The following is a 23816-nucleotide window of genomic DNA, read 5'->3' on the forward strand; positions in this document are numbered from 1 at the left end:
CCTTCACCTCCTCTGGTCATCTCGCCGGCCGGGTCAGTCGGACCATTCGCCGGAGAAATCGGGGTACTGGTCGAGAATCTCCTTGGTGACGATGACCGGCACGGGTCCCAGCTTGTTGGCGTCGACGACCGGGGTCACCGGCTTGCCCCGCACCGCGTTCACCGCCTGATCCAGCGCGGCGCTACCCATGCTGACCGGGAAGTTCGCGAGGTCGGCGGCCCACTTGCCGGCCCGCACCTGCTTGATCGCCTCGGTGTTGCCGCCGGCGCCGGTGACGTACATCTTCGAGAGATCCAGCCCCGCGCTCTCCAGCGCGATCTGCGCGCCGGTGGTCTGCTGGTCGGCGTTCGAGAGCACGGCGTCGAGCTTCGGATTCGCCTGGAGGATGTTCTGCATCGCCTTCAGCGACGTGTCGCGGTCGTAGTTGCCCTGACCGGTCGCGACGACCTTGATGTTGCTGTGCTGGTCGAGGACCGACCGGTACGCCTTGTGCCGCAGGTTGTCGAACGGGAACTGCAGCTGGCCGATCAAGATCGCGACATTGCAGGGGTTCTTCCCCTCGCAGTACGCCGCCACGCCTTCGGCCTGCGCCTTGGCGTCGGTCTCGGCGTTCGAGGCGACGGTGGAGACGACGCCGGGCACCTGGGGGGTCATCTCGGTCAGGTCGGGTCCGATGGGGAACAGGACCGTCACGACCGGAATCTTCGCCTGGGCCGCGGCCGGAACCGCCGCCGCGATGCCGACGTTGTCGTTGGGCACGATGACGATGCCGTCGAACTTGCCCTGGCCTGACACGTTCTGCAACTGGTTGAACTGCGTCTGGCTGTCGAATTTGCCGTCGAAGATGGTCACCTCGACGTCGCCGAGCTTCTTCGCCTGCGCGACCGCGCCGTCATAGACGGCCTTGCTGAAGCCGTTCTGGCTGGACGCCGCCAGCAGCGCTATCCGTACCGGGCCGGTGTGCTTGGCCTGCTCCGCGGCACCCGAGCTCGCCGCCTGGGAACCGGTGACATCAGAGTTGCAGGCGGCCAGCGAGAGGCTGAGCGCAGCCGCCGCGAGAACCGCGAGACCAGTGCGGCGAAGTGGACTTTCTGGCACGGGCACCTCACAAGGTGGTGGCATGTCGACGACCTCGACGGATTCTTTCCTCGGTGCCCTCGACGGGGGTTGCAGTACAATGTCACACTGCAACTGTCCCGTCAACGACTCCGCCACGTCGCCTCCCAGGAGGAGCGGTACATGACCGACTCACCCCTCACCACCTGCGCCACCGGTGGTCCGCGCTCACCTCGCCACCGGCCACTCCCCACTCGAAGCGGCCACCCGACACCTCGTCGAGTACGGCGGCGAATAACGCCTAACCCCGGAACCGCCCCTGCGGCACTCCCGTGACGCCGAGTCCGCGCACGGCGAAGACGCTGCCCGCGAGCGGCCCGTCCTTCGGGTAGGGCACCGGGAGGTCCGGGTTGGCCATCGTGGTCACGAACAGGACATCGAGGTCGGCACCGCCGAAGGTCACGCTCGTCGGCTTCAGCACGGGTGTCTGGATCCGCCGGTCAAGCGTCCCGTCGGGTGCGTACCGCCGGATCTCGCCGCCGTAGACAGTGGCGCTCCACACATACCCCTCGGCGTCGACCGTTCCGCCGTCGGGCTGCCCCTGCCCCGTGACGCCCTTGTCGTCCACGTAGGAGGCGAAGACCCGCTGCCCGCTCAGCTCACCGGTCGCGGTGTCGTAGTCGAATGCGTAGATCTCGTCCGCCCAGCTGTCGGAGCAGTACATCGTCGCTCCGTCGGGGCTGAAGCACGGCCCGTTCGTGATGCCGATGTTCGAGTGGACCGTTTTCACCACCAGGTCCGGATCCAGCCGGTACAGCGAGCATCCGGTTTCGATCTTCCCGACGAGCCAGTTCGTGCTCGGATTGATCAAGGCATAGCTCATGGTTCCCGTGATGAAGCGACCCTGCCGGTCGACCTTGCCGTCGTTGAGCCTCGATGCCGTGGACGGTTCCGGATCGACGAGTTTGGTGAGCTCAGAGCTCTCGAAGTCGAAGGTGTAGATGCCGTCGTCCAGAGTCACCAGGGCTCCGCCGGCAACACGGAGGCTGATCGCGCCGACCATGCCCGGCATCTTCCACACCTGTATGTTCCCGCCGGCGCCGTCAGTGCGGTAGATGGCGCCCCCGGTGCTGTCCACCCAGTAGAGGCGCTGCTCGTCGACGTCCCAGATCGGGCTCTCGGCGAGCTCCGTGATGGGAGGAACGAACAAGTCAAAGGCCGTCATGATCACATCTCCTGTCGCTTGGTTGTACGAACCGCGGGCCGTGGCGGTTGCTTCGAGAAACTCAGTCGTAGAAGCGCTGCGAGCAGATTTTGGCGAATTCGTCCTTGTCGTGCCCGAAGACGATTCGCGCGTCGAAACGCTGCTCCAGGCTCTTGGTGAACCGCCAGCTGCGCCACCAGCCGGGGTGGTCCCGCATGATCCAGCCCTGCGGGATCGGTTCCTCGTAGTTCCGCCGGAGCGGGAACTGGTCGCTCGCGAAGATCCAGTGGCCGTGGTTCCGCAACTCCGCGCGCAGCACGAGGAGCCCATGGGCGTGGCCGGACATCTGGTAGAGGGTGATCCCTTGGAAGAGGTCCCACTTCGCACCGTGAATGGGGACCCAGTTGAACGTCGGGTCGATGTAGTGGGGAAGGTAGGGACCGAAGTCCTCACCCGTCGCCACGTTGTAGAAAGCGTTCTTGAGCTCGGTCTCGTGGACGAACACCGGCACGTTCGTACCCCGGAAGAACTCCAGGCCGCCGCCGTGATCCATGTGCAGGTGGCTGATCACGACCGCCTTGATGTCCGACAGCTCGAAGCCGGCCGCGTTCAGCGCGTTGTCGAGCCGGTGCTCCGGCTCGTAGAGCGACGGCGACGCCAGCTCGATCGACTCCTTCGGCCACAGTCCCTCGCGCTCGGGCGCGACGCCCGTGTCGAACAGGATCGGGCCTGCCTTCGGGTGCTCGATGACGTACGCACTCATGGACTGGGTGCACATCGCGGCCGCGTGCTCGGGATCACTCGGCATCGCGAGGCCACCCAAGTACAGTGGGAGCCCCACGTCATTGGTCAGCTCGCCGAGACTCAACGGGTAGACGCGAATACCACTGCTCATCAGATGTCCTTCTTTTCAGTCGCCGAGAACGTTGACGACGGACTTCGTCCCGGACGTTCCCATGTTGAGTCCCGAGATCTTCAGGTCGCCCGGGTTGTTTCCGAGGCGACGGGCGAGGTCGGTCCCGGCCGCCGAGATGCCGCCGTCCACGGCGACGCACGTGCCGGTGATCATCGCGGGCTCGGGGGCGGCGAGGAAGGCCACGGCCTCGGCGACGTGCTCGCTCGTCGTCGGTTCCTTGAGAGGCTGCAACTGGAGCGCACGGTCGACGTCACTCTGGTCTCGCCCCTTCATCCACATCGGCGTGATGACCGACCCCGGAGCGACCGCGTTCACGCGGATACGATGCTCTGCGAGCTCGGCGGCGGTGCTCCACGTCAGGTTCTGCACGGCCGCCTTGGCCGCCGAGTACGCCTGCGGACCGGTCCCGCCGTCCCAGGCGGCGATCGAGCACATGTTCACGATCGAGCCCCCGCCGCCCTGGGCCAGGAACTGGCGGGTGGCGTGCTTCGTGCCGAGGAACACTCCCCGTGCCAGAACGCCGAACGTGAAGTCCCAGTGAGCCACGTCGAGCTCGTGGATGGGGCCGAACGCGCCGGAGATCCCGGCGTTGTTCACCATGCAGTCCAGCCGGCCGAATCGCTCGACCGCGGTCTCCACGAGGCGGGCCACGTGGCTCTCCACGCTGACGTCGCAGCTGACTCCGACGACGTTCTCCTCGTCGGAGTCGCCGAACGCCTCATTCAGCGTGACGGCGTTGATGTCTCCCGCGACCACCTTCCATCCGTCCGCGACGAGTCGTCTCACGATCCCGAGGCCGATACCGCTCGCCCCTCCGGTGACGGCCGCGACCCTTGGTGTTGCCTGACTCACTGTTCTGCCTTTCGCGTGGCGGATCGGGATGTCGAGCCGGTGTCGACCGTGTCGGGCGAGATCCCCCACGAGCGCAACGTCTGGACCTGTACCTTCTGCGTCACCGTCCGGGGTAACCGCGGTAGCCCCCGGTAGTAACGAGGCACTGAGAAGTAGGGCAGCCGGTCCGCGCAGAACGCGCGGAGCGCGGGAGCGTCGAGCACTCCCCGCTTGAGCACTACCGCCGCCATGACCTCGTCTTCGCCGAGGTGGCTGGGCACCGCGTAAACGGCGACCTCCGCGACGTCAGGGTGCTGGATCAGGATGTATTCGACGTCGGCCGGCGCGATGTTCTCGCCCGCTCGGCGGATGACGTCCTTGACGCGGCCGACGAAGGCATAGAACCCGTCGCCGTCCCGAACGAGCACGTCGCCGGTCTGGAACCAGCCGTCGACCAGCGCGGCGCCGAAAGACGGCTGGTCATCCAGGTAGCCCAGGGGAAGCGTGCCCGCCCCTGCGGGCCGGACGAACAGCTGGCCGGCATCGCCGTCCTGGACCACCATGCCCGAGGGGTCGCGCAACTCGGCCTCCCATTCGTCGAACAGGGACCCGCAGGAGCCCAGCCTGCGCACGCCGGCGGGCAGCCCGGTGATCAGACCCACGTCGGTGAGGCCGTACATCTCAGTGGTACTCACCGCGAACCTGTCCTCGAACTCACGCGTGAGTTCAGCCGTGACGCCCGAGCGGCGAACCACGCGTAGCCCGTGCCGGCGCTCTTTGTCGCTGACCGGTGCTTGCACGAGAATCTGCGTGATGGTGCCCAGGGTGCTGGCCACCGTGGCCCGGTGCGCCACGATCTCGTCCCAGTACCTCGACGCGCTGAAGCGCTCGGCGACCACTATCGAGGCGCCAGACATGAGCGATCCGAAGAGGTCGCACATGAGCGCGGCCCCGTGCACGAGCGGCAGGCAGGTGTAGATGACATCTCCCGGCCCGTACGGCATGCACCGGACGGTCGCCGCGGCGAACTGCAGCGCGGACCGGTGGCTGTAGACGACCACCTTGGAGCGTCCGGACGTGGTCCCGGAGGTGAGCATGAGGACCGCGGCGTCGTCCGGTCTCGGCAACGCCCGGCCGGCGGACGCGGCCCCCGGTAGACGCCGCAGCTCGCTCATCGCGATCGTCGGAGTTCCCGCCAGTTCCGCGGGAATGCCGGCGTCCGAGCCGACGACGACCAGCTTCGGTTCCGCGACCTCCATGACCCGCGTGAGCATCGGTCCGCGATAGTCCACAGTGATCGGGAGCGGGATCGCTCCCGCGACCACGGCACCGAAGAAAACGTCGAGAAACTCCGCGGAGTTCGGCAGCATGACGGCGACGCGGTCGCCCGGGGCGACCCCGAGGTTCTCCAGCTGACCGGCAGTCGTCCTGGCCCTGGAAAGAACGTCCTGCCAGGGAATCGGTCCGCCGCCGACGAACGTGACGCTTCCAGGACCCGCCGCGGCGGACTCGAGCAGGGTGACCAGCGTGTTCACCTCAGACATCGGCGGTTCCCGACAGGACGAAGTCGATCCGTGCGTCCGCCGCGTTCCGGTGGTCGGCCACGACCTTCGCGGCAATCGCCACCTGGCCCTCCTCGGCGTCCAGGATGTTGGCGATGAGACGGATTCCCGGCGCGTCGTCGAGTTCGACGAGCGCGATGGCGTACGGCACCCGGTCGCGAAGATCCGGGGTGAATCCGTGGCGAGCCCAGGTGAAGGAGTAAATGACCCCGGCCCCGTTCGAACGCTGCCAGCGGACGGCAGAGTGCTGACACCCCGGACAAAATCCGGACGGAGGCTGGCGAAATCGGCCGCAGTTCGCGCACTGGCACGCGACGAGCGAACCGGCGAGCAATGCCTCCCAGAAGGGAAGCGTGTCCTTCGTCGGGTAGAGCCCGAGCTGAGCGAGTCGCTCCATCGTCTCCATGTCAGCGCACCGCCCGCAGGAGAGAACCGCTCACCGGCAGCGCGGCGGGGCCACCGGTCACCAACGCCACCTCCGCGCCGGCGACCTGGTTGGCGCCTTCGCCGCGAACCTGCCGCACGGCCTCGGTGACCAGGCTGAAGCCGATCAGATAGCCGTTCGACAGCTGGCCACCGTTGGGGTTCACGGGGATCGCGCCGTCCATCCGGATGTTCCCGTCCAGGACGAAGTCGTTCGACTCGCCGATCGCGCAGAATCCGTAGTCCTCCAATTGCAGGAGGACCATCGGTGCGAAGTGGTCGTAGATCATCGCCACATCGACGTCGGCCGGCTTGATGCCGGCGCTCTCATACATCCGCTTCGCGATCCCGCGATGACCCGACGAGGAGAAGATCTCGTCCGGCATGTTCAGCCACATGATCCCTTGCCCCCAGTCGCCTTCCCCGCCGTGAACCGACGCGAGCAGCTCGACGGGCGTCTTCTTGAGATCTCTCGCTCGCTCCAGCGACGTCACCAGGACGACACCCGCGCCCTCTGACTCGACACAGCAGTCGAAGAGGCAGATGGGGTCGCTGATCATCCGTGCGTTGAAGTAGTCCGCGCGGGTCATCGGCTTCGTCATCAACGAGCCCGGCGTCTTGCGCGCGTTGTCACGGAAGGTGATCGCGACCTCCGCGAACGCCTCCCTCGTCGTCCCGTACTTGTGCATGTGGCGCTGAGCGATCAGCCCGAACATCTGGGCCGGCGCCACGAGGTCGGCGGGTCTGAGGTAGTCGTCCTCGGGCGACGCGTGGTTGTACAGGGGGCCGCCCCCGACGCCGTCACGCGCGTAGGCGGCGCCGAACCGCGTGCCGATCTGCTGGAACGCCATCGGGCAGGCCACGACCGTGGCCATCCCCGACTGGATCGCCGCGACGGCGAGTCCCAATGAGCCGGCCGACCCCCCACCGGCACCGGACAGGGACGCGCAGAACGTGATCTCGCGGATGCCGAGGGTCTGGGCCAGCAGACCGGCGTCAACCCCGCCGCGGTAGAACGCGAAGCCGTCCACATCGGTGACGGCGATTCCCGCGTCGTCGCAGGCCGACATCAGCGCCTGGCACGTGAGGTCGATCTCGGTCAAGGGCGCTGACTGGCCTCTGGGCCAAATGGTGGTCTGGCCCACCCCGACGATGGCAATGCGTTGATCTGGCACTGAGAATCTCTCGCTTTCGCCTTTCCCGACCCTCTGGTTGAGGAGCCTAGGTTCCGGCCTCTTGGCATGTCAATCGATTGCATTCCGCAGCGGCTAAAACAGTTCCCACCACTGGGTGCGGTCGAGTCCGCTGAGTTCGTGGGCCGCGCCGCTGTGCACCGTCCGTCCGGCACGGAGCACGATCACCTCGTCAGCGACGCCGAGCGCTTTTGTCACGTTCTGCTCGACGAGGACCACTGCCAGGGATTCTTGGCTCGCGAGCCGGCGGACGGAGGCGAAGAGGTGGTCCTGAACGGCCGGCGCCAAGCCGAGTGACGGCTCGTCGAGGAGCAGCACCGAGGGCGCGCGCATGAGTGCCATTCCGATGCTGAGCATTCGCTGCTGGCCACCGCTGAAGAGACCAGCCCTGGTGTGGCGCCGGTGCGCGAGCACCGGGTAGTAGTCGAATGCTCGCGCCATCCGGTCCGGCGCGTCTCTCCGTGACCGAGCCGGCGTGGCGAGCAGAAGGTTCTCCTCGACGGTCAAGTCGGGGTAGACGAACCGCTCGGACGGTACGAACGTCGTGAAGCCCGACCGGAGAGCCGCGGTGGTGGACCCCGCCGCGCAGGTGACCTGGCCCGCCTGCGGCTTCATGAGACCGGCCATGGTCTTGAGAAGGGTCGTCTTGCCGGCGCCGTTGTGCCCCAGGACGGCGAGAACCCGGCCGCCCAGGGCCCTGATCGTCACCTCGTGCAGGACTCGCTTGCGTCCGTACCCGGCGCAGAGCTGGTCACAGGACAGGGGTGGGCCCGTCATGATGCCGCCCCGAAGTAACTGTCGACGAACTCCGGCCGGCCGAGCAGTTCCTCGACCGTGCCGGTAGCGGTCAGCGCTCCCGCCTCCATGAAGAAGACCTGCGTGGCCAGCCGGCTCACCACGTGGAGGCTGTGCTCGACGATGCAGATGGTGTGGCCGTCTTCCCGAAGCCGCTCAAGCAGATCCATGATCGTTTCCACCCATCTCCCGTCGACTCCGCTGAGCGGTTCGTCCAGCAGCAGCACCTCCGCTCCAGACGCGAGCGTGCGAGCCAGGGCGACCAGCTTCTGCTCCGCGAACGACAGGTCCCCGGTGGGGCGAAGATCGTCGGCGTCGACGCCGACGTACTCGAGCCAGTAACGCGCGGCCTCCCGGGACGACCTCTCCCCTCGCCGGGTGGCTCGCGGGCGCAGCAGGCCGCTGGTCAGATCAGAGCCCCGGCGGGCGGGAACGGCCACCGTCACGCTGTCAAGTGGCGACATCGTCGCGAACGACCGCACGTCCTGGAAGGAGCGGACGAGCCCCAGACGCGCGCGGTACGCCGGCGACTTCATGGTCACGTCCGTATCACCGATGAACACCCGGCCGCCTTCCACCGGAAGAAAGCCGGTCAGCGCGTTGAACAGCGTCGTCTTCCCCGCGCCGTTGGGGCCGACGAGCGCTGAGATCTGTTGCCGGGGCAACACGATCGTGACTCCGTCGAGTGCGGCCACCCCGCCGAAATGTTTGGTGAGGCCCTCGGCTCGTACCTCCAGGGCACGGGCGCGAGGGGCCGAGCGGCTCAGCCCCGAACCGGTGCCCGCGGCGGCGAAAACGTTCGACACGATGCGAGACCCAGGTCTGCGGCCGATCAGTCCGCCCGGACGCACCAGGATCATCCCGATGAGCAGGACAGCGAAGATGATCTGGCTGTAGATGCCGGCCCGGTCCGGAGGCATGCCGGCGAACTGAAGCGCGCGTGGCAGGACGGTTATCACGACGGCCCCCAAGCACGGGCCGGCCAGCGTTCCCGATCCGCCGACGATGACCATGATGATGATCAGGAGCGTCTGGTTGAAGCTCCACATCGCGGGCGAGGTCACCTGGTTGTAGTAGGCGCTGATCGCTCCGGCGAACCCGGCCAGGCCGGCCGCCAGCGCGAATACCTGCAGCCGGAGGAGCTGGACTGGCATGCCCAGGGCACTGGCCGCCGTAGGCTCGTCCCCCACGGCCCGCAGCCGGCGTCCATAGGGTGATCGCGTGAGATACCAGCAGACCGCGAGCACGCACCCGAACGCCAGGATCAGGTAGGGCAGCCAGTCGGACGGCCGCAGGAGGGTGCTACCGGCCACGGTCACCTGCTCGATGCCGAGGAGACCGTACGCGCCACCAAGGTCGGGGGCACTCGTCACGACCCCGGTGAACAGGGCTCCGGTACAGAGCGTGAGCAGGATGAGGAACTCGTCCGCGAGCCCGAGGGACGGGAGTCCGACCAGGAGACCGGAGACGAGCGCCAGGCCCGTGCCGATCGCGACACACGTCAGGAAGGGAAGCCCTTGGTGGATGGAGATCCACGTGGCCGCGTACGAACCCACCCCGGCGAACGCGGCGTGCGCCACTGAGATGTGGCGGGTGTAGCCGAGCAGGAGGTTGATCGACAGGGCGAGCACGCCCGCCAGGAGGCAGGCGTTGACCACGTCTATCTGGATCTGGGAGTTCATCCGGTTCCTCCTAGTCCGACAGCCGGGCGGCGCCTCGTCGCGCGGGCGACGAACCAACGGTTGGCCAGCGCCGCTCTGACGACCAGAAGCAGGAACAGCACCCCGAAGATCGCGACCTGGGTCTGGGCCGGGCTCATGAGGTTGAGCAGCATTCGCTCGATGACTCCGACCGCGAGCCCCGGGACGAGTGCGTGGTAGAAGGGACGCCCGAGCCCGGTGACGAAGGCGATCACGAAGCCGTAGAAGGCCGGAGTGAGACCCATGTCCGGCGTCGCGGACGTGCGGAGCGCGGCGAAGACGCCGAGGCCGCCGACGGCGGCGCACCCGAGCGCGAAGACGAGCACGTTCACGTGCCGTGGGTTCACCCCGTGGACCGCGGCCAATTCCCGGTTCGAGCGGACACCGCGGACCCGCAGGCCCGCACTCGTGGTCACGAGAAGGAGCTGGATCGCCAGGAGCGCGAGGAGGACGTAGGCGACCTGCCAGAGGTTGAGCTTCGTCATGGTCACGCCGAGGAGTGCGATCTGCTGGTCGCTGAACCCGCTCACCTTGCGGACACCGCCACCGCTGGAAAGCAGGAGGCGCAACGCGCCCTCAGCGATGGACATGAGCGCGAACGCGACGACAAAGATGTTAAGCAGCGCGCTCGCTGGGGCGGAACGTTCCACCCGGTCGTACAGGCCCGCCTCGATGAGCGCCCCGCTCACGCCTCCGACGACGACACCGGTGGCGACGGCCATCGGCCACGGCAGGACCAGTGACGCCGCCACCGCCGCGTACGCGCCCAGGAGATAGTTGACTCCGATGGCGAAGTGGAATCGGCCGGTCGTGCCGACGATGAGGATCAACGAGGCACCCAAGAGCGCATAGCCGAGGCCAGAGGCGGACCCCTCGATCAAGGCGCCGACGGTGTCGCGCATGATGTCAGCCGGCGAGCTGGAAGTCGGAACCCGATACGTCGAACGTGGCCACGGCGACCACCTTGCCGTCCTTCTGCGTGTAGATGCCGGACGGACGCTTGCTGACGGAGTGTGTGGACTTGTCGAAGGAGATCACGCCCGATTCGGCGCCGCTCCCCCCGTAGACGCTGGGGAAGACGGGGTTCGCCTCGAACGCGGCCAGAAGTTCCGACCCCTTGCCCGGGTCGCCCCCCTTCTCGTTGACCCGGCGCACGCATTCCCACAGCACCAGGGTGTCCTCGTAGAAGTTCGCGGACAGGCTCGTCGGGTCCGTCTTGTACGCGTCCTTGTACGCCTGGGTGAAGTAGGCGCCGAAATCGCTGGTCGCCGTCGTCCCGTCGAAGTAGTCGTAGCAGAAGTGGTAGTTCGTCAACGCGTCCGAGCCGGCCACCGTCTGGTAGGTCTTCGGCGTGAAGTTCGTCGTGCTGACGAAGATGACGTCCTTGCGGCCCGTCACCGCGTACTGCTTCAGGAACGCGGCGATGCTGACGTCGTCCAGGACCGAGACGACGACCGCGTTCGCCCCGGACGACTCGATCTCGCGTATCTGGGCGCTGTAGTCGCTGTTCGTCGGCGCCGACGACACATGCGCCGCGGCGCTGAAGCCCGCGGACGTGATCGCCTCGCGCGAGGAGTCCAGCAGCTCCGTCGTGGACGGGCCGAGGTCCCACGTCAGGTGACCGATGCTCTTGACCTGCGGGTGCGCCTGCTTGAACCACTGGAAGGCGCCCGGATAGATATCATTGGGGATGATGATGCGAGCGCCGTAGAAGTACAGCTTGGACTGCGCGAAGGTTCCCGTCCCCCCGGCCCCGTCGAGCGTCAGCATCTGATACTGCGCGATCCCTGGCACCTGTGCTCCGAGGTCGGCGATGTAGGAACAGAGCATCGCGGGCGTGCCCGTCAGACCTAGATCCTTGGTCGCGTCTATGCCGGCCTGGGGATCGCCACTCTTGTTGTCCTTGTACTGGGGACGCCACTCCAGGGCGCCGGCACCGGTCAACTGTGCCACGGCGAGTTCGACGCCGTTCTTCATCTCCGACGCGTAGGCCGAACCAGAGCCGGAAGACGGCAGCACGACGCCGAGGTCGAGCTGCGTCCCCTTGCCCGCGTACTCGTCGATGCGGAGAAATTCTCCGAGCTTGGACGAGGTATCTGCGGTCACCGCGCTACCGGAGCCACCGTCGCCGCAGGCCGCGAGAACCGCGGACCCGCCGACGACCAAGCCGCTCAGCTGCAGAAAGTGTCGCCTGTCGAGACCCCGAGAGTGTCGATTGATGGTCATGTGAAGGGTCCTTCCGGAGTGCTGCGTGGGTCTGCTCCACCGAGTGTCGAGAACCGTACGGCGACGAAACCGGAGATGTCAATCGATTGCATTGATTGATTGGTAGAGTGATACTCAGTGGCCGGAAGCGGCCCAGAGCCTCCGGGACGGTCCCTGAGCGAGTCGGGAGAAGCGCAGTAGATGGCCCAGTTCACAATGAAGCACTTGGCTGAGTCGCTCGGTCTGAACCCCGCGACCGTCTCGAGGGCTTTGGACCCCGACAAGTCGCACCTCGTGGCCGAAGCGACCCGCCTGCGTGTCATTCGCGCGGCCGAGGAGGTCGGCTACACGCCCGACCCGGCGGCCGCCAGCACGCGCCGCCGGCGTTCTTCGACCGTCGGAATCCTCGTTCCCGACCTGGCCAACGAGGCGATCGTCAATGTTCTCCGCGCGGTCGGCGACGTGCTGGAACGCAACGACCTGACGGCTCTCATCGCCGAGTCCGCGGACTCACCGGAGCGCAGCCGGAGGACCCTCGAAAGGTGCCGGGCACGACGCGTCGAGGCCATCATCTCCCTGGCGGCGACCGAAGCCGACGCGGAGCTCATGGCGAGTCTCGCTCGGACGATACCGACAGTCCTCGCGATCCGTACGCTCGATTCGGTCAAGCTCCCCACGGTGTGCTGTGACGATGTCCGCGGGGCGGCCCTCGTCGCCGACCACCTCGCCGACCTCGGGCACACCCGGCTGATCCAGTTGATGGGTCCCCCCGAGGCGGCCACCTTCCGCAACCGGGCGAGGGGCTTCGAGACCGCGGCCGGCCTGCGGGGGGTCATGTCGGCTCCGACGCTCTTCGCCGCCCACGCCACGGCGGCCGAGGGTCGCCGGCTGGGTGAGCAGCTCTTCTCCGGACCGCGCGACCAACTCCCCACCGCGGTCTTCGCCCACAACGACTCGATGGCCCTCGGCCTGGTCGAGGCGGCCAGGGTCGCGGGCCTCCGCGTCCCGCACGATTTGTCGGTTGTCGGCTACAACGACACCACCATGGCCCGGGACTTCTCGCTACCGCTCACGACCGTGCGGTACCCGGCGCAGGACGTCGGCACCCAGGCAGGCGTCCTCGCCGTATCGCTCATCCAGGGGGGCACGGCGCCGAAGAAGCCTTTCGTCTTCCCTCCGCAACTCGTGGTCCGCGAGTCCACCGCACGCCCCCGGTCCCGCTGACCCTTCAGGCCGCTAGCATTCGATTGCCGAGACCGGGCATTCGTCGATGGCCTGGCTCATCAGCGCCACGTCCGGCGATCCCTCAGGGTCTGCGTACCCCTGTCCGTCGACCAGGGAGAACACGTCGGGGGCAAGGCGAACGCAGTTGGCCGCCCCCACGCAGACGTCGCGGTCGACGACCGGTCGAACCACATCACCCATCCGAGAGCCCCTTCGATTTCAGGCCGGAGATCGTGACGTCGAGTCGTTCGAGGCCGCGTGTCAGCAGATTCGGCTGCCAGCTCAGGTCACCGGCGAGCGCCAGACCCTCCGTACGTCTCAGCAGGATGGGCAGCGCCAGCCGGGCCTCGAGACGCGCCAGCGGGGCGCCCAGGCAGTAGTGCGGACCAGACCCGAAGGACGTGTGGGCACCCGCGTTCGCGCGGGTGAGGTCGAGCACGTCGGGGTCGGCGAAGACCCCGGGATCACGGTTGGCCGCGGACTGGATCAGGAGGATGCGGTCCCCCTCCGGCACCCGCGTTCCAGCGACCTCCACATCCTCCAGCGCGACGCGAATGACGGTCTTCGCCGGGCTGTCGTAGCGCAGCAGCTCTTCGACGGCCATGCCGGCGTCCACGTCGCCAGACCTCAGCGCGTCGGCGGCCGAGGGGTTGGCGAGCAGGGCCACGACCGAATTGCAGATGAGGTTGGTCGTCGTCTCATGGCCGGCGAACAGGAGCAGGATGGCGTGGGCCACAATCTCCAGATGCGTGAGCTTGTCCTGCTTGCTGCCCGCTTCGATGAGATGCGAGATCAGGTCGTCGCGTGGGCTGACCTCCCGCTCGGCGATCAGGTCGGCGATATATGCCGACAGTTCGTCGGTCGCCCGGGCGGCCGACTCATGCCGGTCGGCTACGTCGCTGGCCGCGAACACCAGGGCTGAAAGTCCCTGGGACCATTGTTTGAACCGATCACGGTCCTCGACGGGAACGCCGAGCATTCCCGCGATGACCGTGGCGGGCAGCGGGAAGGCGAAGCGCTCCAGCAGGTCGAAGGGCTCGCCGACTGGGAAGGTGTCGACGAACTCGTCGGACAGCTCCACGACCAGGCTCGCCATGTCCTTGACCACACGCGGGCTGAACGCTCGCTGCACCAGCGACCGCAGGCGGCTGTGGTCGGCGCCCTCCTTGAGGCTCATCCATTCCTGGGCGACGCGATAGAAGGTCGCGGCTGCCTGGGCGCCGGGACTTTCACCGTGCTTGCGCAGGTAGGTCCCCACCCGATTCGCCGTGAGCCTGGGATCGCGGAGGAGCGCGGTCACGTCACCGTGCCGGGTCGCCACCCATGCCTTGTGCCGGGAGCTCCAGGTCAGACCTGGTCTGCGTCGGGTCTCGGCGAGGAACGAGTAGGGGTCCGCGATCGCCTCGGGTGCGAGGAGGTCGAGTGATTCCAATGCAGTATTCACATGCTCATCCCAATCGTGTGATGACGTACCGAAATATCACTTGTCGCGGCATATGTGAAGAATCTCATCGAGCAGGCCGTCGGCCGACGGGAGCCAGGCCCGCTCCAGCGGTGGCGAGTAGGGAACGGGGCTGAAACGCCCGGCCAGGCGGCGCGGCGGCGCGTCCAGGCTCCAGAAGCCGGACTCGGCGGCCTCGGCGAGGATCTCCGCGGAGATACCGAACTCGCGGACCGCTTCGCTGTACACGATGATGCGGGAGGTCTTGGCGAGAGAGGCGAGCACGGTCTCCCGGTCCCACGGGCTGATGGTCCGCAAATCGACGACCTCGACGGAGATGTCGTGGTCGCCGGCCCGCTCGGCTGCCTGCAGAGCCGTCCAGACGCCCTGCGACGCGCTCACCACCGTGACGTCGTCGCCCTGGCGGGCGATTCGCGCCTTCCCGAGTGGCACGCGGAAATCGGACTGAGGCTCGAACGCCTCCTTCTCGTACAGCAAGCGATTCTCGATGAACACCACCGGGTCAGGAGACGCGATGGCGGACCGCAGCAAGCCGTAGTGGTCCTCGGGAGAGGAGGGCATCACGACGACGAGACCAGGGATGTGGGCGAGAAGCGCCTCGAGGCTCTGCGAGTGCTGGGCGGCCGACGAGCGGCCCACGCCGTACTGCGTCCGCACCGTGAGTCCGACGCGAGCGGCGCCTCCCGTCATGAAGCGCAGCTTCGCCGCCTGGTTCAGCAACTGGTCCAGACACACACCCAGGAAGTCGAGATACATGAGCTCGACAACAGGGGACATTCCGTCCAGAGCAGCTCCGACGGCGGCACCGATGATGGCCGACTCCGAGATTGGAGTGTCGATCACACGATCCGGGAATTTCGCCGCGAGGTCACGGGTGAGGCCGAACACGTTGCCTCCCAGACCGACGTCGATGCCGGCGAGGAAGACGCCCGGGTCGTCATCGAGCGCATCCGCCATCGCCTTCTTCAGGAGGCGGCTCACCCGGGTGCGCGGTCCGCGCTCCGGCGCCGCGAAGACGGGCGAGTCCCGCTCCGGGTAGGTGGCCGCCAGCGGCGACACCATCCGGTCCGGCTCCGGCCAGGGAGCCGCCGAGGCGCGGGCGAGGCCGGCGTCGACGAACGTGCGCTCCTCCTGCTCCCACCGATCCACATCCGCGGCCGGCACGCCCCCTTCGACGAGGGCTTCTCGCGCCTGCTCGAGCGGATCCCTGAAGGAGGCGTCGAAAGCCTCGGATCGGTACCGCTGCGGGTCGCCCTCGTAGTGTCCTCGCCGGCGGAGCGTACGGGCGACCAGGAGGGCCGGACGGGAGGTGGACCGTACGACGCTCACCATCCGCATGGCGGCGTCGTGGACGGCGTCCACGTCGTTGCCGTCCACGACCTGGGCGGGCATGTCGTATGCCCGGGCCCGTTCCGCCACCGGCACCGGATGCTGGGCGCCGGTCGGCGAGAACTCGGAGTAGCCGTTGTCCTCGCAGACGAGCAGCAGGGGAACCGACAAGCAGGCCGCGAGGTTGGTCGCCTCGTGGAAGGCACCGGTGGCCACGGCTCCGTCGCCGAAGAAGGCCACCGCCACCCGCCGTTCACGCTTCAGCTTCATGGCGAGCGCTGCGCCGCCGGCGATGGGGATGCCCGCGCCGACGATCCCGTTGGCCCCGAAGATGCCGAGCCGGGGGTCGGCGATGTGCATGGAGCCACCCATTCCGCCGCAGGTGCCGGTGGCTCGTCCCATCAGCTCCGCGAACATCGCTTCGATGTCGGCGCCCTTGGCGATCGCGTGACCGTGACCACGGTGGGTGGACGTGATCACGTCCCGGCGCCGCAGCGCATGGCAGACTCCGACCGCGACGGCTTCCTGGCCCGTGGACAGGTGCACGAAACCAGGGATCTGCCCATCGCGATAGAGACGGGCCGCATGGTCCTCGAACACCCGGATCCTGACCATCGTCCGGAACCGGGCGACCGCGTCCGTCCGCGTCTCCGCCTCGCCCGTCACGATTGCGCTCATTTTCCGGCGGCGAGTTGCGTCACGAACCACTCGGTCGCGTGACCGGCGGCCACCTCGAGCTTGCCGCGGTCGCTGTAGAGCGTCATGTGCGTCGTGTGCGGCAAGATCTCCAGGCGCTTGGCGGGCGACGGGATCTCGTTGAAGGCATCGATCTCAAGATCCCAAAGCGTCAGGTCGTCCCCCTCCGCCGCGATCATGAGGACGGGGGTCTGCAGAAGGCGGCCGAGGAACGGGCCGACGTGGTATTCCATGAGCAGCGCCACGGACTCGACCGTGCTGCGGTTCTCGTACCCGGGCGCCTCACTGGCCTTGAGCGCGGCGAAGGTCTCGTAGGTCTCGGGGAACGGCCAGGCGGATATCTCCTCGTGCGGCACCGCGGAGGCGTGCGCTAGGTAAAGCTGCTTGCCGGACGAGCCGGCGCGCAGCCGCCGATCCTCCTCCACCAGGCTGAGCAGCTTGCGGAAGCCGACCGTGCCGTGGACCCGCCGCATGTTGCGGTAGCCGTCGATCACCGGAATCTGGCTGACGATCACCTTGATCCGGGGATCGATGGCAGCCAGGATCAGAACGTGACCGCCTGAGTACGAGATGCCCCAGACACCGAGACGGTCATTGTCCACGTCGGCGCGAGTCTCCACGTAGCTCAAGGCGCTCTGATAGTCGCGGATCTGCGCCCAAGGGTCGAGGTGCTGGCGGTTGCCGCCGTCGGAGACGCCAAGGTTCCGGTAGTCGAAGACGAGGGCGTTGATGCCTGCGGCCGCGAAACGCTCGGCGTAGTACGGCATGACGAGTTCCCGCACGTAGCACCAGCCACCAGCCAAGATGACCGTCGGCGCGGGGCCTTCTGCGCCCGATGCGGGATAGAACCAGCCGCGGATCGTCTCACCGCAACTGTCGAACTCGATGTCCTCGCGTGTCATGTCTCTCCTAGTGATGTGTCGCAATGCCTGGCCCGTGCCCCTCCGCCAAAGCTCGCAGCTCACGCCGCAGAACCTTTCCGGACGTGGTCTTGGGCAGGTCGTCCAGCAGCTGGATCACTCGCGGGTATTTGTACGCGGCCATTCGGGCGCGGCAGTGCTCGACAAGCTCTTCAGGTGCGGCCGGCACGCCCGGCTTAAGGCTCACGAAGGCCGCCACCGTCTCGCCGCGGTACGGGTCCGGAACGCCGATCACGGCGCACTCATGCACCGCCGGGTGCTCGTAGAGCACGTCCTCCACCTCGCGCGGCCACACCTTGAACCCCGACGCGATGATCATGTCCTTCAACCGGTCGACGACGAAGAGCCACCCGTTCTCGTCGATGAATCCCCCATCGCCGGTCCGCAGCCAACCCGCACGGATCGCTGCGGCCGACTCGACCGGCTTCGCCCAGTAGCCGTCCACGACGCCCGGTCCGGAGAGCTCGATCTCTCCCGGCTCGCCCGGGCCGAGAGCCAGCCCGGCCTTGTCCACGACCCTGGCGGAAACCCCGGTCACGGGAACGCCGACGCTGAGTGTCCCGGAGCCGGGGTCCACGGCCGGGCCGACCCCCGCCGGCACCAGATGACTCGAGGACGTGGTCTCGGTCAGCCCGTAGGTAGGTGTGATGGAGATGCCGAAACGCTCGCGGAAGGACTCGACCACCGCCCTGGGCACCGGCGCCCCGCCAGACACCACATGGCGCAGCGAACGGAGACTCTCCGGACGCACGGCCGGCGTCCTGAGGAACGACGTGAAGATGGTGATGGCTCCGACCGTGAAGGTGCATGACTGGTTCTCGCAGAGTTCCGCCATCACCTCCGGGTGGAACCGGTAACCGAGCACCAGGGGCATGGGGGTAACGAGACAAACGCCCACGTGCGCGATGAGTCCCGTGATGTGGCCGAGAGGCGAGACCGCCAGCACGGAGTCCGACTCACCCAGGTCGAACCAGTCCCGGAAGAGGCACGCCTGGTGGAACGCGCCGGCGTGAGTGACCCGCGCACCCTTCGGCGGACCGGTCGTTCCCGACGTGTACGGCAGAATGGCCAGGTCACCGGGGCGAACGCGAAACTCGTGCACGCGCGCGTCCACGGTGGCCGTCAACTCATCGAGACCGACCAATCGCGCGCGACCGGCGTACGGCTCGCTGACCGGGCCCGGCAGGCTCAGCCGCGGCTCACGCCGCTGGGCCAGTCCCCATCCTTCCGTCACGACGATGAGGTCCAGAGCGAGCCGGCTGAGCCCGGCGTCGGCGGTGGACGGATGGCAGATCAGTACGCGAGCCCCGCAGTCGTCGATGACAACGGCGAGCTCGCGGGCGGTGTACATCGGGTTCAACGGCACTACGACGGCGCCGAGCTTCCAGGTCGCGATCACCGAGGCGACGTACTCGGGGACGTTCTGCAGCATGATCGCTACGCGGTCGTCCTTCCGCACCCCACCGTCCTGGAGGCCCGACGCGATCGCGTCGGCCCACCGGTCCAGAGATCGCAGACTCACGTCCCGCCCGAAATAGTGGATCGCCGTGCGGTCTGGAGCCTCTTCGAGAGCAGCCGCGAAGCTCGAAGGTATGGTGCCAGACTCCGAGGCCACCATGTCCGAATCATGCATCAATGTCCTCGATTCAGGTGTCTTGACGCCCGAGGCAATGCCATGCTGGCACACGATTCAATCGTTTGCAAAGCTCTGTCTGGCGGATGTACTGTGCGGACCACCCGCCCGTGACGGCCGGTTGGACCGCCACTGACATTGAGGAGTTGTCATCCCAAGGGTGATCTACGTCCATTCGTCCCGCCTCGGCTGCCAACTGTTCATCGAACCCCCGCGAGACGGGGTCGAGATCGAAGTGCCACCCGCGCAATGAGCGCTCGACAGGCCCTGGTGATCGGGGCGGGTCAGGCTGGTCTCCATCTCGCCGAAAGCCTTCGTGCGTTCGGCTTCGAAGGATCCGTCCTGCTGGCCGGTGCCGAGAAGGGACTTCCCTACCAGCGGCCTCCGCTGTCCAAGGAATTCCTGCTCGCCGAGTCCGCGGCACCCACGGTTCTTCGATCGAAAGAGTTCCTGAAGAGCCGCGGGATCACATTGCTGGACGGCCATCACATCGTTTCGGTCCGAAGGGACGCAGGCGGCGGCGAGGCGCGGGACTCGACGGGAAGGGCATGGGCCTTCACCCATCTCGCGCTCGCGACAGGCGCCTCCAGCCGGGTGCTCGACCTGCCCGGCGCCGGCAGCCCGTCCGTCCGCTATCTCCGAGATCTGGCGCACGCGCGCCGGCTCAGGAACGCCGCGAGATCCCATCGGGTCCGGCGAATCGCCATCATCGGTGGCGGGTTCATTGGGCTCGAGCTGGCCGCGGCGATGACGGCGCTGGGTAAGAGTGTGACCGTTCTCGAGGTGGCGACGACGGTCCTGGCCCGCGCCGTCGACCAGCGCATCTCTCGGCACGTCGAGGGAGCGTTGCTCAACCGCGATGTCGACCTGCGGTGCGGTGTACAGCCGGTTGCCGTGCTCGACTCTCCCAGCGGGGCCACCGAGGTGCTGCTCGGCGATGGGACCACCGTGTCGGCTGATCTCGTCATCGCCGGGATCGGCGCGACTCCCCGGACCGAGATCGCCGAGTCGCTGGGCCTCGCCTGCGATCCTGGCATCGTGGTCGACGGCCGGAATCTCGCCAGCGACAATCGCACGGTTGCCGCGGGCGACTGTACGCAGCCCGAACGTTCGCTCTTCAATCCCTTGGGGATTCGCCTGGAGTCGGTCAACAACGCCGTCACGCAGGCTCGAATCGGAGCAGCGACCCTTGCCGGAGTGGAGCCTCCAACGCCGTCCGTGCCGTGGTTCTGGTCAGTTATCGGGGATATTCGGCTGCAGATGGCCGGTATGCCCCCTCCAGGGGCGACTGCGGATGTTCAGGGAGATCCGTCGTCTGGGAGTTTCTCAATCGTGTTCCACCGAGAGGCCACGCTCGTGGCCGTCCAATGCGTTAACGACCCGGCGCGTTTCGCGGCCGGCCGGAAAGCCATTCAGCGCGGAAGCGCAGTCCGCCCCGGACAGAAAGCATGAGGTCGGCGAGGCCGTCGTCCACAGGCTATTCAATGGCGTTCGATTCTCTCGATCAGGTACGCCGCCAAGGTTGCCGCCTGGGCGCGGATCTCCGGAATCGCGGTGGTCTCGTACAGTTTTCCGCGAAGCGTCGGTCCGAGCGTGACGATCCGCTCGTCCGGACGCCCGGCGGCGTCGAGCACCCGTCCGCGTCCGTCGGCGTCCAGGCCGAGGCCCAGCGGGCCGGGGCGGGCCAGGCCGTCGGCCAGGAGGCGGGAGAGCAGTCCCTCGCCGGGAACGGTGAAGGCCGGGCCTGTGGCGTTGACCAGCCAGGCGACTCGGAGATCGTGAGAGCTGCCGGCTGTGCTGACGCTGAGGGTTAGCCCCGCTGAGTCAGGCGTCGCCCCGTCTACGTGACCGCGGAGCACACGGAGTCGCCCGGCGGCGGCTCCGGCCGGGTTCAGCCCTTGCGACCGCGTCCACTTCACAAAGTGGTGGGGATCATGTTCTAACGCGCTCATTCTCTCCGCGCGGGTGTTCAGGAGGTGGTGCGGGTCGGGGGTGGAGTACGCCTGCCCGAGCCCATGCCGCCCATCCCGGTCGATCAGCACCACGTGCAGAGGGACGCCTCGCGCCCGCGCGCAGTGCAGCAAGTGCACGGCGGCCAGCGTGCCGCTGGCGCCGCCGCCCACGACCACGATGACATGACTGCGCGACACCACTTCAGATTAAGCGAGTTTACCTACTGGTTGTATGGGTATTTGATGAAGCACCGGCAAACGTTCCCATGCACCGCCGTACGAGCTAGACCCGTTGGCCGCGGGTCCACAGCATGTCGTCGGAGCAGATGCGGATCTCGGTGATGCCGCTGATCTGCCGGCCGCCGCACCGGTCGCCGGGCACCGCCAGGTGCGGCCCCCGCTCGCCCAGGACGGCACCGTCCATCGTGGTGCCGAGCACGGCCTCCACCCCCGCGAACTCCGGATCTATCTCACCCCACGACAACACGGCGTGGTGCCCGTCCCGGCCCAGGACCGAGACCAGGAACCGAAGCCGGTCCTTACGCTCCGCCGGATCGAAATCGGGCTCGGCCGCCTGGAGCACCTCCACCAGCAGCGGCCCCGTGAACCGATGCCGGCGTATCCCCGAGGTACGGCACACGAACGAGACTTCCACGTCATGCTGCGGCAGCGACCGAAGATCAGCGACGCTGATCGAACCACGCATCCGCACGTCCCCGTCCAGAAGCACTGCCCCAGCCAGCATTGGCGGCCTCCTCATCGACCGCAAAGGAGAATGCCCGCCTTGCCAGCTCTTTACTCGCAATAACCAATGAAAGACTAAAATAAGCTAGCAAATGCCAGCGCCGAACAGCCATAACCCTCGCATTCCGTAAAGGGTGCGCCTCTCCCGCGAAGCCGCGCCCACGAGCCCGCCGGTGCGTGCAGATCCCCTCGCAAGGGCGATCACCGGCTGACGGACTCCATCAGGCGCAGGGCCGCGACAGCGGTCTCATAGCGCCACGAGGCGACGGCCTGCTCCAGGCCATGGGCGGTGTCGCAGCGTTGTCGCAGGGCGGCGACGATGGGCCGGATCCGGTCCGCCTGCGCGTCGACCAGCGGCTGCGGGTCGCCGCCGGTGCGGTCGATCAGCGCGAGCTTGAGGAGGAACTCGGTGCGGACGTCGCGGATGTGGTCGACCGGGCGGACGAGCCAGTCGGCGGCGGCGGACCGGCCGGCGGCCGTCACGCTCAGCACACGGCGCTGTGGCCCGGCGTGTCCCGGCTCGGTGCCGACCGGTTCGGCGAGGCCGAGGTCCGTGAGCCGGTCGAGGGCCCGGTAGACCAGGGGCCGCGGCACCTGCCAGATCGTCCCGATGGGACCGGAGGCGGTGGTGAGCCGGGCGAGGGCGAAGCCGTGGGCGGGGCCTTCGGCGAGGAGCGCGAGCACGACCCACTCGGTGAGTGAGAGGGCGGGTGAGTCCACGACCCAAGAGTAGGGTGCCGCGGAGCGACTAGTAGTCTCATCATGACTAGCGGCTCGGAGGACGCTGGATCATGGTTCCTGGGAGGCATCCATCCTGATGACGCCTCGTCCGAACGCGATCTGCATCGGCGGGCCCTGCCATGGCCTGCTCGTCCGCATCGACCAGGATGTCGGCGTTCTCCGTATCGACCATGAGACGCTGCCGGACGCCCGATATCGGGTGACCGCCGACCGGGTTCACCACCCGTCCTCGTCGCAGCCGTTCGTCGTCCTGTCCTGGGCCGATGATCCCGCCGACGACGTCACCGATCAGCATGATCGACAGCCCGGTTGACGACGCAACACATCAGGCCGCGGCCCGGCCAAGAAGCGCCAACTCCTCCCGAGCGGATCACCGCCTCTTGGCCGCGGCGACGACGTAGTTGTCCCCAGTCGATGTGACGAGGAATGTCCATACTTCCGGGCCGGCGGTAAGCGTGCATTTCACGGCCGGGTACGTCCGGGGAACGCCGGGCGCGCAGTTCGCCGTGGCGGCGGCCAAGGCGGGCAGGCTGTTCGGTGCTTGCCGGAGGTATTCCCAGACGTCGTAGGCGTAGGTGGTCGAATCGGGGGCGGGGGCCAGCCCGCCGAGGAACGCGGAACCTTGGAGTAGATCGTCGTCAAGCGCCGCGTCCAGCAGCATTTCGACCGCGCGCGCTGCCTCTGCCGGGTTGTGCTGACTTTGCGCGGAGTCGGGAGCCGACGCGCTGGGAAGCGTCATTTCGGGGACGCGGTCGGCCGCGCAGTCGTCTCCCGCGAATGACGGGAGGGCGTCGGCGACTCCCCCGGTATAGGCGATCAGCCGGAATGTCTGGCTGTAGGTGTCGAAGGAGTAGACGAAGGACGCGGTTCGGTAGCCGTACCCGCCTTCGGGGTGGATGAGCGTCGTGAGCAGCAACCGACGACCGCCGTTGGAAACACAGCTGGTGTCGCGCAGCATACTGTTGCGCGGGATGACGAAGTCCCTGCCGGTGTTGTGCCCGTTTCCGTAGCGCGCGGCGCGCACGTTTCCGTCCTGGGTGGGCCCGATCAGCACGGCCCAGTCCGCGGTGCCGACGAAGATCTGCTCACTCGTCGAGCCACCCAGCTGCCAGGGCACCACGGTGGACGGGGAGGCCAATCGTGTGGCGGATCGATCCCAGACCCGGATGTGGCCGTCGGCGAGGTACGCGGTGGCGCCGAGCGCGTTGCCGGTGCTCCACAGCACCAGGC

Annotated in this window: 23 protein-coding genes; 3 read left to right on the plus strand and 20 right to left on the minus strand. The window is 67.5% G+C overall.

All coding sequences use genetic code 11. From position 1 onward, the window contains the following. Window positions 1–33: 33 nt before the first annotated feature. The 11 genes from Aple_RS16465 to Aple_RS16515 form a co-directional block, all read right to left on the minus strand. The gene (locus Aple_RS16465) at window positions 34–1098 is read right to left on the minus strand and encodes a sugar ABC transporter substrate-binding protein (protein WP_170321500.1); all 1065 of its coding nucleotides are present in this window, start codon (window positions 1096–1098) and stop codon (window positions 34–36) included. Between the two features lie 259 nt (window positions 1099–1357). Further along, a complete protein-coding gene (locus tag Aple_RS16470) occupies window positions 1358–2281 on the minus strand; it encodes an SMP-30/gluconolactonase/LRE family protein (protein WP_155345468.1) in 924 nt (307 codons plus the stop codon). A 61-nt stretch (window positions 2282–2342) separates the two neighbouring features. Continuing rightward, entirely contained in the window at window positions 2343–3155 is an 813-nt protein-coding gene (locus Aple_RS16475; protein ID WP_155345469.1) for an N-acyl homoserine lactonase family protein, read from the minus strand. A 15-nt stretch (window positions 3156–3170) separates the two neighbouring features. Continuing rightward, window positions 3171–4097, minus strand: a complete 927-nt coding sequence (locus tag Aple_RS16480) for an SDR family NAD(P)-dependent oxidoreductase (RefSeq protein ID WP_308805507.1) — start codon at window positions 4095–4097, stop codon at window positions 3171–3173. Then, the gene (locus tag Aple_RS16485) at window positions 4025–5551 is read right to left on the minus strand and encodes an AMP-binding protein (protein ID WP_155345471.1); all 1527 of its coding nucleotides are present in this window, start codon (window positions 5549–5551) and stop codon (window positions 4025–4027) included. The genes Aple_RS16480 and Aple_RS16485 overlap by 73 nt, the downstream gene beginning before the upstream one ends. Further along, entirely contained in the window at window positions 5544–5966 is a 423-nt protein-coding gene (locus Aple_RS16490) for a Zn-ribbon domain-containing OB-fold protein (RefSeq protein ID WP_170321502.1), read from the minus strand. Before Aple_RS16490 ends, Aple_RS16485 begins: the two co-directional genes overlap by 8 nt. 10 nt (window positions 5967–5976) lie before the next feature. Further along, window positions 5977–7095: a thiolase C-terminal domain-containing protein gene (locus Aple_RS16495; RefSeq protein WP_218038356.1), complete on the minus strand. Its 1119-nt coding sequence runs from the start codon at window positions 7093–7095 to the stop codon at window positions 5977–5979. Between the two features lie 165 nt (window positions 7096–7260). Next, entirely contained in the window at window positions 7261–7962 is a 702-nt protein-coding gene (locus tag Aple_RS16500) for an ATP-binding cassette domain-containing protein (RefSeq protein ID WP_155345474.1), read from the minus strand. Beyond that, window positions 7959–9662 carry a branched-chain amino acid ABC transporter ATP-binding protein/permease gene (locus tag Aple_RS16505; RefSeq protein WP_155345475.1) on the minus strand — a complete coding sequence of 568 codons (1704 nt, stop codon included), beginning with the start codon at window positions 9660–9662 and terminating at the stop codon, window positions 7959–7961. The genes Aple_RS16500 and Aple_RS16505 overlap by 4 nt, the downstream gene beginning before the upstream one ends. After that, entirely contained in the window at window positions 9659–10582 is a 924-nt protein-coding gene (locus tag Aple_RS16510; protein ID WP_155345476.1) for a branched-chain amino acid ABC transporter permease, read from the minus strand. The genes Aple_RS16505 and Aple_RS16510 overlap by 4 nt, the downstream gene beginning before the upstream one ends. Before the next feature lie 4 nt (window positions 10583–10586). Further along, on the minus strand, window positions 10587–11906 hold the full coding sequence (locus Aple_RS16515; RefSeq protein ID WP_155345477.1) for an ABC transporter substrate-binding protein: 1320 nt from the start codon (window positions 11904–11906) through the stop codon (window positions 10587–10589). A gap of 204 nt (window positions 11907–12110) precedes the next feature. Here Aple_RS16515 and Aple_RS16520 point away from each other — a divergent pair, with 204 nt between their 5' ends. Continuing rightward, window positions 12111–13109: a LacI family DNA-binding transcriptional regulator gene (locus tag Aple_RS16520; protein ID WP_170321503.1), complete on the plus strand. Its 999-nt coding sequence runs from the start codon at window positions 12111–12113 to the stop codon at window positions 13107–13109. Window positions 13110–13121: 12 nt separating this feature from the next. Here the strand turns inward: Aple_RS16520 and Aple_RS16525 are convergent, their stop codons facing one another. Genes Aple_RS16525 through Aple_RS16545 form a run of 5 tightly spaced genes read right to left on the minus strand, consistent with a single transcriptional unit; the run spans window position 13122 to window position 19149 of the window. Next, window positions 13122–13310 carry a ferredoxin gene (locus tag Aple_RS16525; RefSeq protein WP_155345479.1) on the minus strand — a complete coding sequence of 63 codons (189 nt, stop codon included), beginning with the start codon at window positions 13308–13310 and terminating at the stop codon, window positions 13122–13124. Continuing rightward, window positions 13303–14553: a cytochrome P450 gene (locus tag Aple_RS16530; RefSeq protein WP_155345480.1), complete on the minus strand. Its 1251-nt coding sequence runs from the start codon at window positions 14551–14553 to the stop codon at window positions 13303–13305. Before Aple_RS16530 ends, Aple_RS16525 begins: the two co-directional genes overlap by 8 nt. A 36-nt stretch (window positions 14554–14589) precedes the next feature. Beyond that, a complete protein-coding gene (locus Aple_RS16535) occupies window positions 14590–16578 on the minus strand; it encodes an alpha-ketoacid dehydrogenase subunit alpha/beta (protein ID WP_155345481.1) in 1989 nt (662 codons plus the stop codon). Beyond that, window positions 16575–17498, minus strand: coding sequence for an alpha/beta hydrolase (locus Aple_RS16540; protein ID WP_155345482.1), 924 nt, complete (start codon window positions 17496–17498; stop codon window positions 16575–16577). The genes Aple_RS16535 and Aple_RS16540 overlap by 4 nt, the downstream gene beginning before the upstream one ends. Before the next feature lie 7 nt (window positions 17499–17505). Next, window positions 17506–19149: a class I adenylate-forming enzyme family protein gene (locus Aple_RS16545; protein ID WP_155345483.1), complete on the minus strand. Its 1644-nt coding sequence runs from the start codon at window positions 19147–19149 to the stop codon at window positions 17506–17508. A gap of 270 nt (window positions 19150–19419) precedes the next feature. Between Aple_RS16545 and Aple_RS16550 the strand changes: the two genes are divergently transcribed. After that, window positions 19420–20601: an NAD(P)/FAD-dependent oxidoreductase gene (locus Aple_RS16550; RefSeq protein WP_170321505.1), complete on the plus strand. Its 1182-nt coding sequence runs from the start codon at window positions 19420–19422 to the stop codon at window positions 20599–20601. A 29-nt stretch (window positions 20602–20630) separates the two neighbouring features. Here Aple_RS16550 and Aple_RS52995 read toward each other — a convergent pair whose 3' ends face one another. From Aple_RS52995 to Aple_RS16565, 3 genes are all read right to left on the minus strand, one after another. After that, window positions 20631–21299, minus strand: coding sequence for an FAD/NAD(P)-binding protein (locus Aple_RS52995; protein ID WP_218038358.1), 669 nt, complete (start codon window positions 21297–21299; stop codon window positions 20631–20633). 85 nt (window positions 21300–21384) lie between these two features. After that, window positions 21385–21846 carry a molybdopterin-binding protein gene (locus Aple_RS16560; RefSeq protein WP_155345485.1) on the minus strand — a complete coding sequence of 154 codons (462 nt, stop codon included), beginning with the start codon at window positions 21844–21846 and terminating at the stop codon, window positions 21385–21387. Between the two features lie 200 nt (window positions 21847–22046). Next, window positions 22047–22565, minus strand: a complete 519-nt coding sequence (locus Aple_RS16565) for a PadR family transcriptional regulator (protein ID WP_155345486.1) — start codon at window positions 22563–22565, stop codon at window positions 22047–22049. A gap of 97 nt (window positions 22566–22662) precedes the next feature. Here Aple_RS16565 and Aple_RS16570 point away from each other — a divergent pair, with 97 nt between their 5' ends. Further along, window positions 22663–22899, plus strand: a complete 237-nt coding sequence (locus Aple_RS16570; RefSeq protein WP_155345487.1) for a hypothetical protein — start codon at window positions 22663–22665, stop codon at window positions 22897–22899. A 57-nt stretch (window positions 22900–22956) separates the two neighbouring features. Here the strand turns inward: Aple_RS16570 and Aple_RS16575 are convergent. Then, on the minus strand, window positions 22957–23816 hold an 860-nt coding region (locus Aple_RS16575), incomplete at its 5' end, for a hypothetical protein (RefSeq protein WP_170321506.1).

The sequence above is a fragment of the Acrocarpospora pleiomorpha genome, assembly GCF_009687885.1.
GTDB lineage: Bacteria > Actinomycetota > Actinomycetes > Streptosporangiales > Streptosporangiaceae > Acrocarpospora > Acrocarpospora pleiomorpha.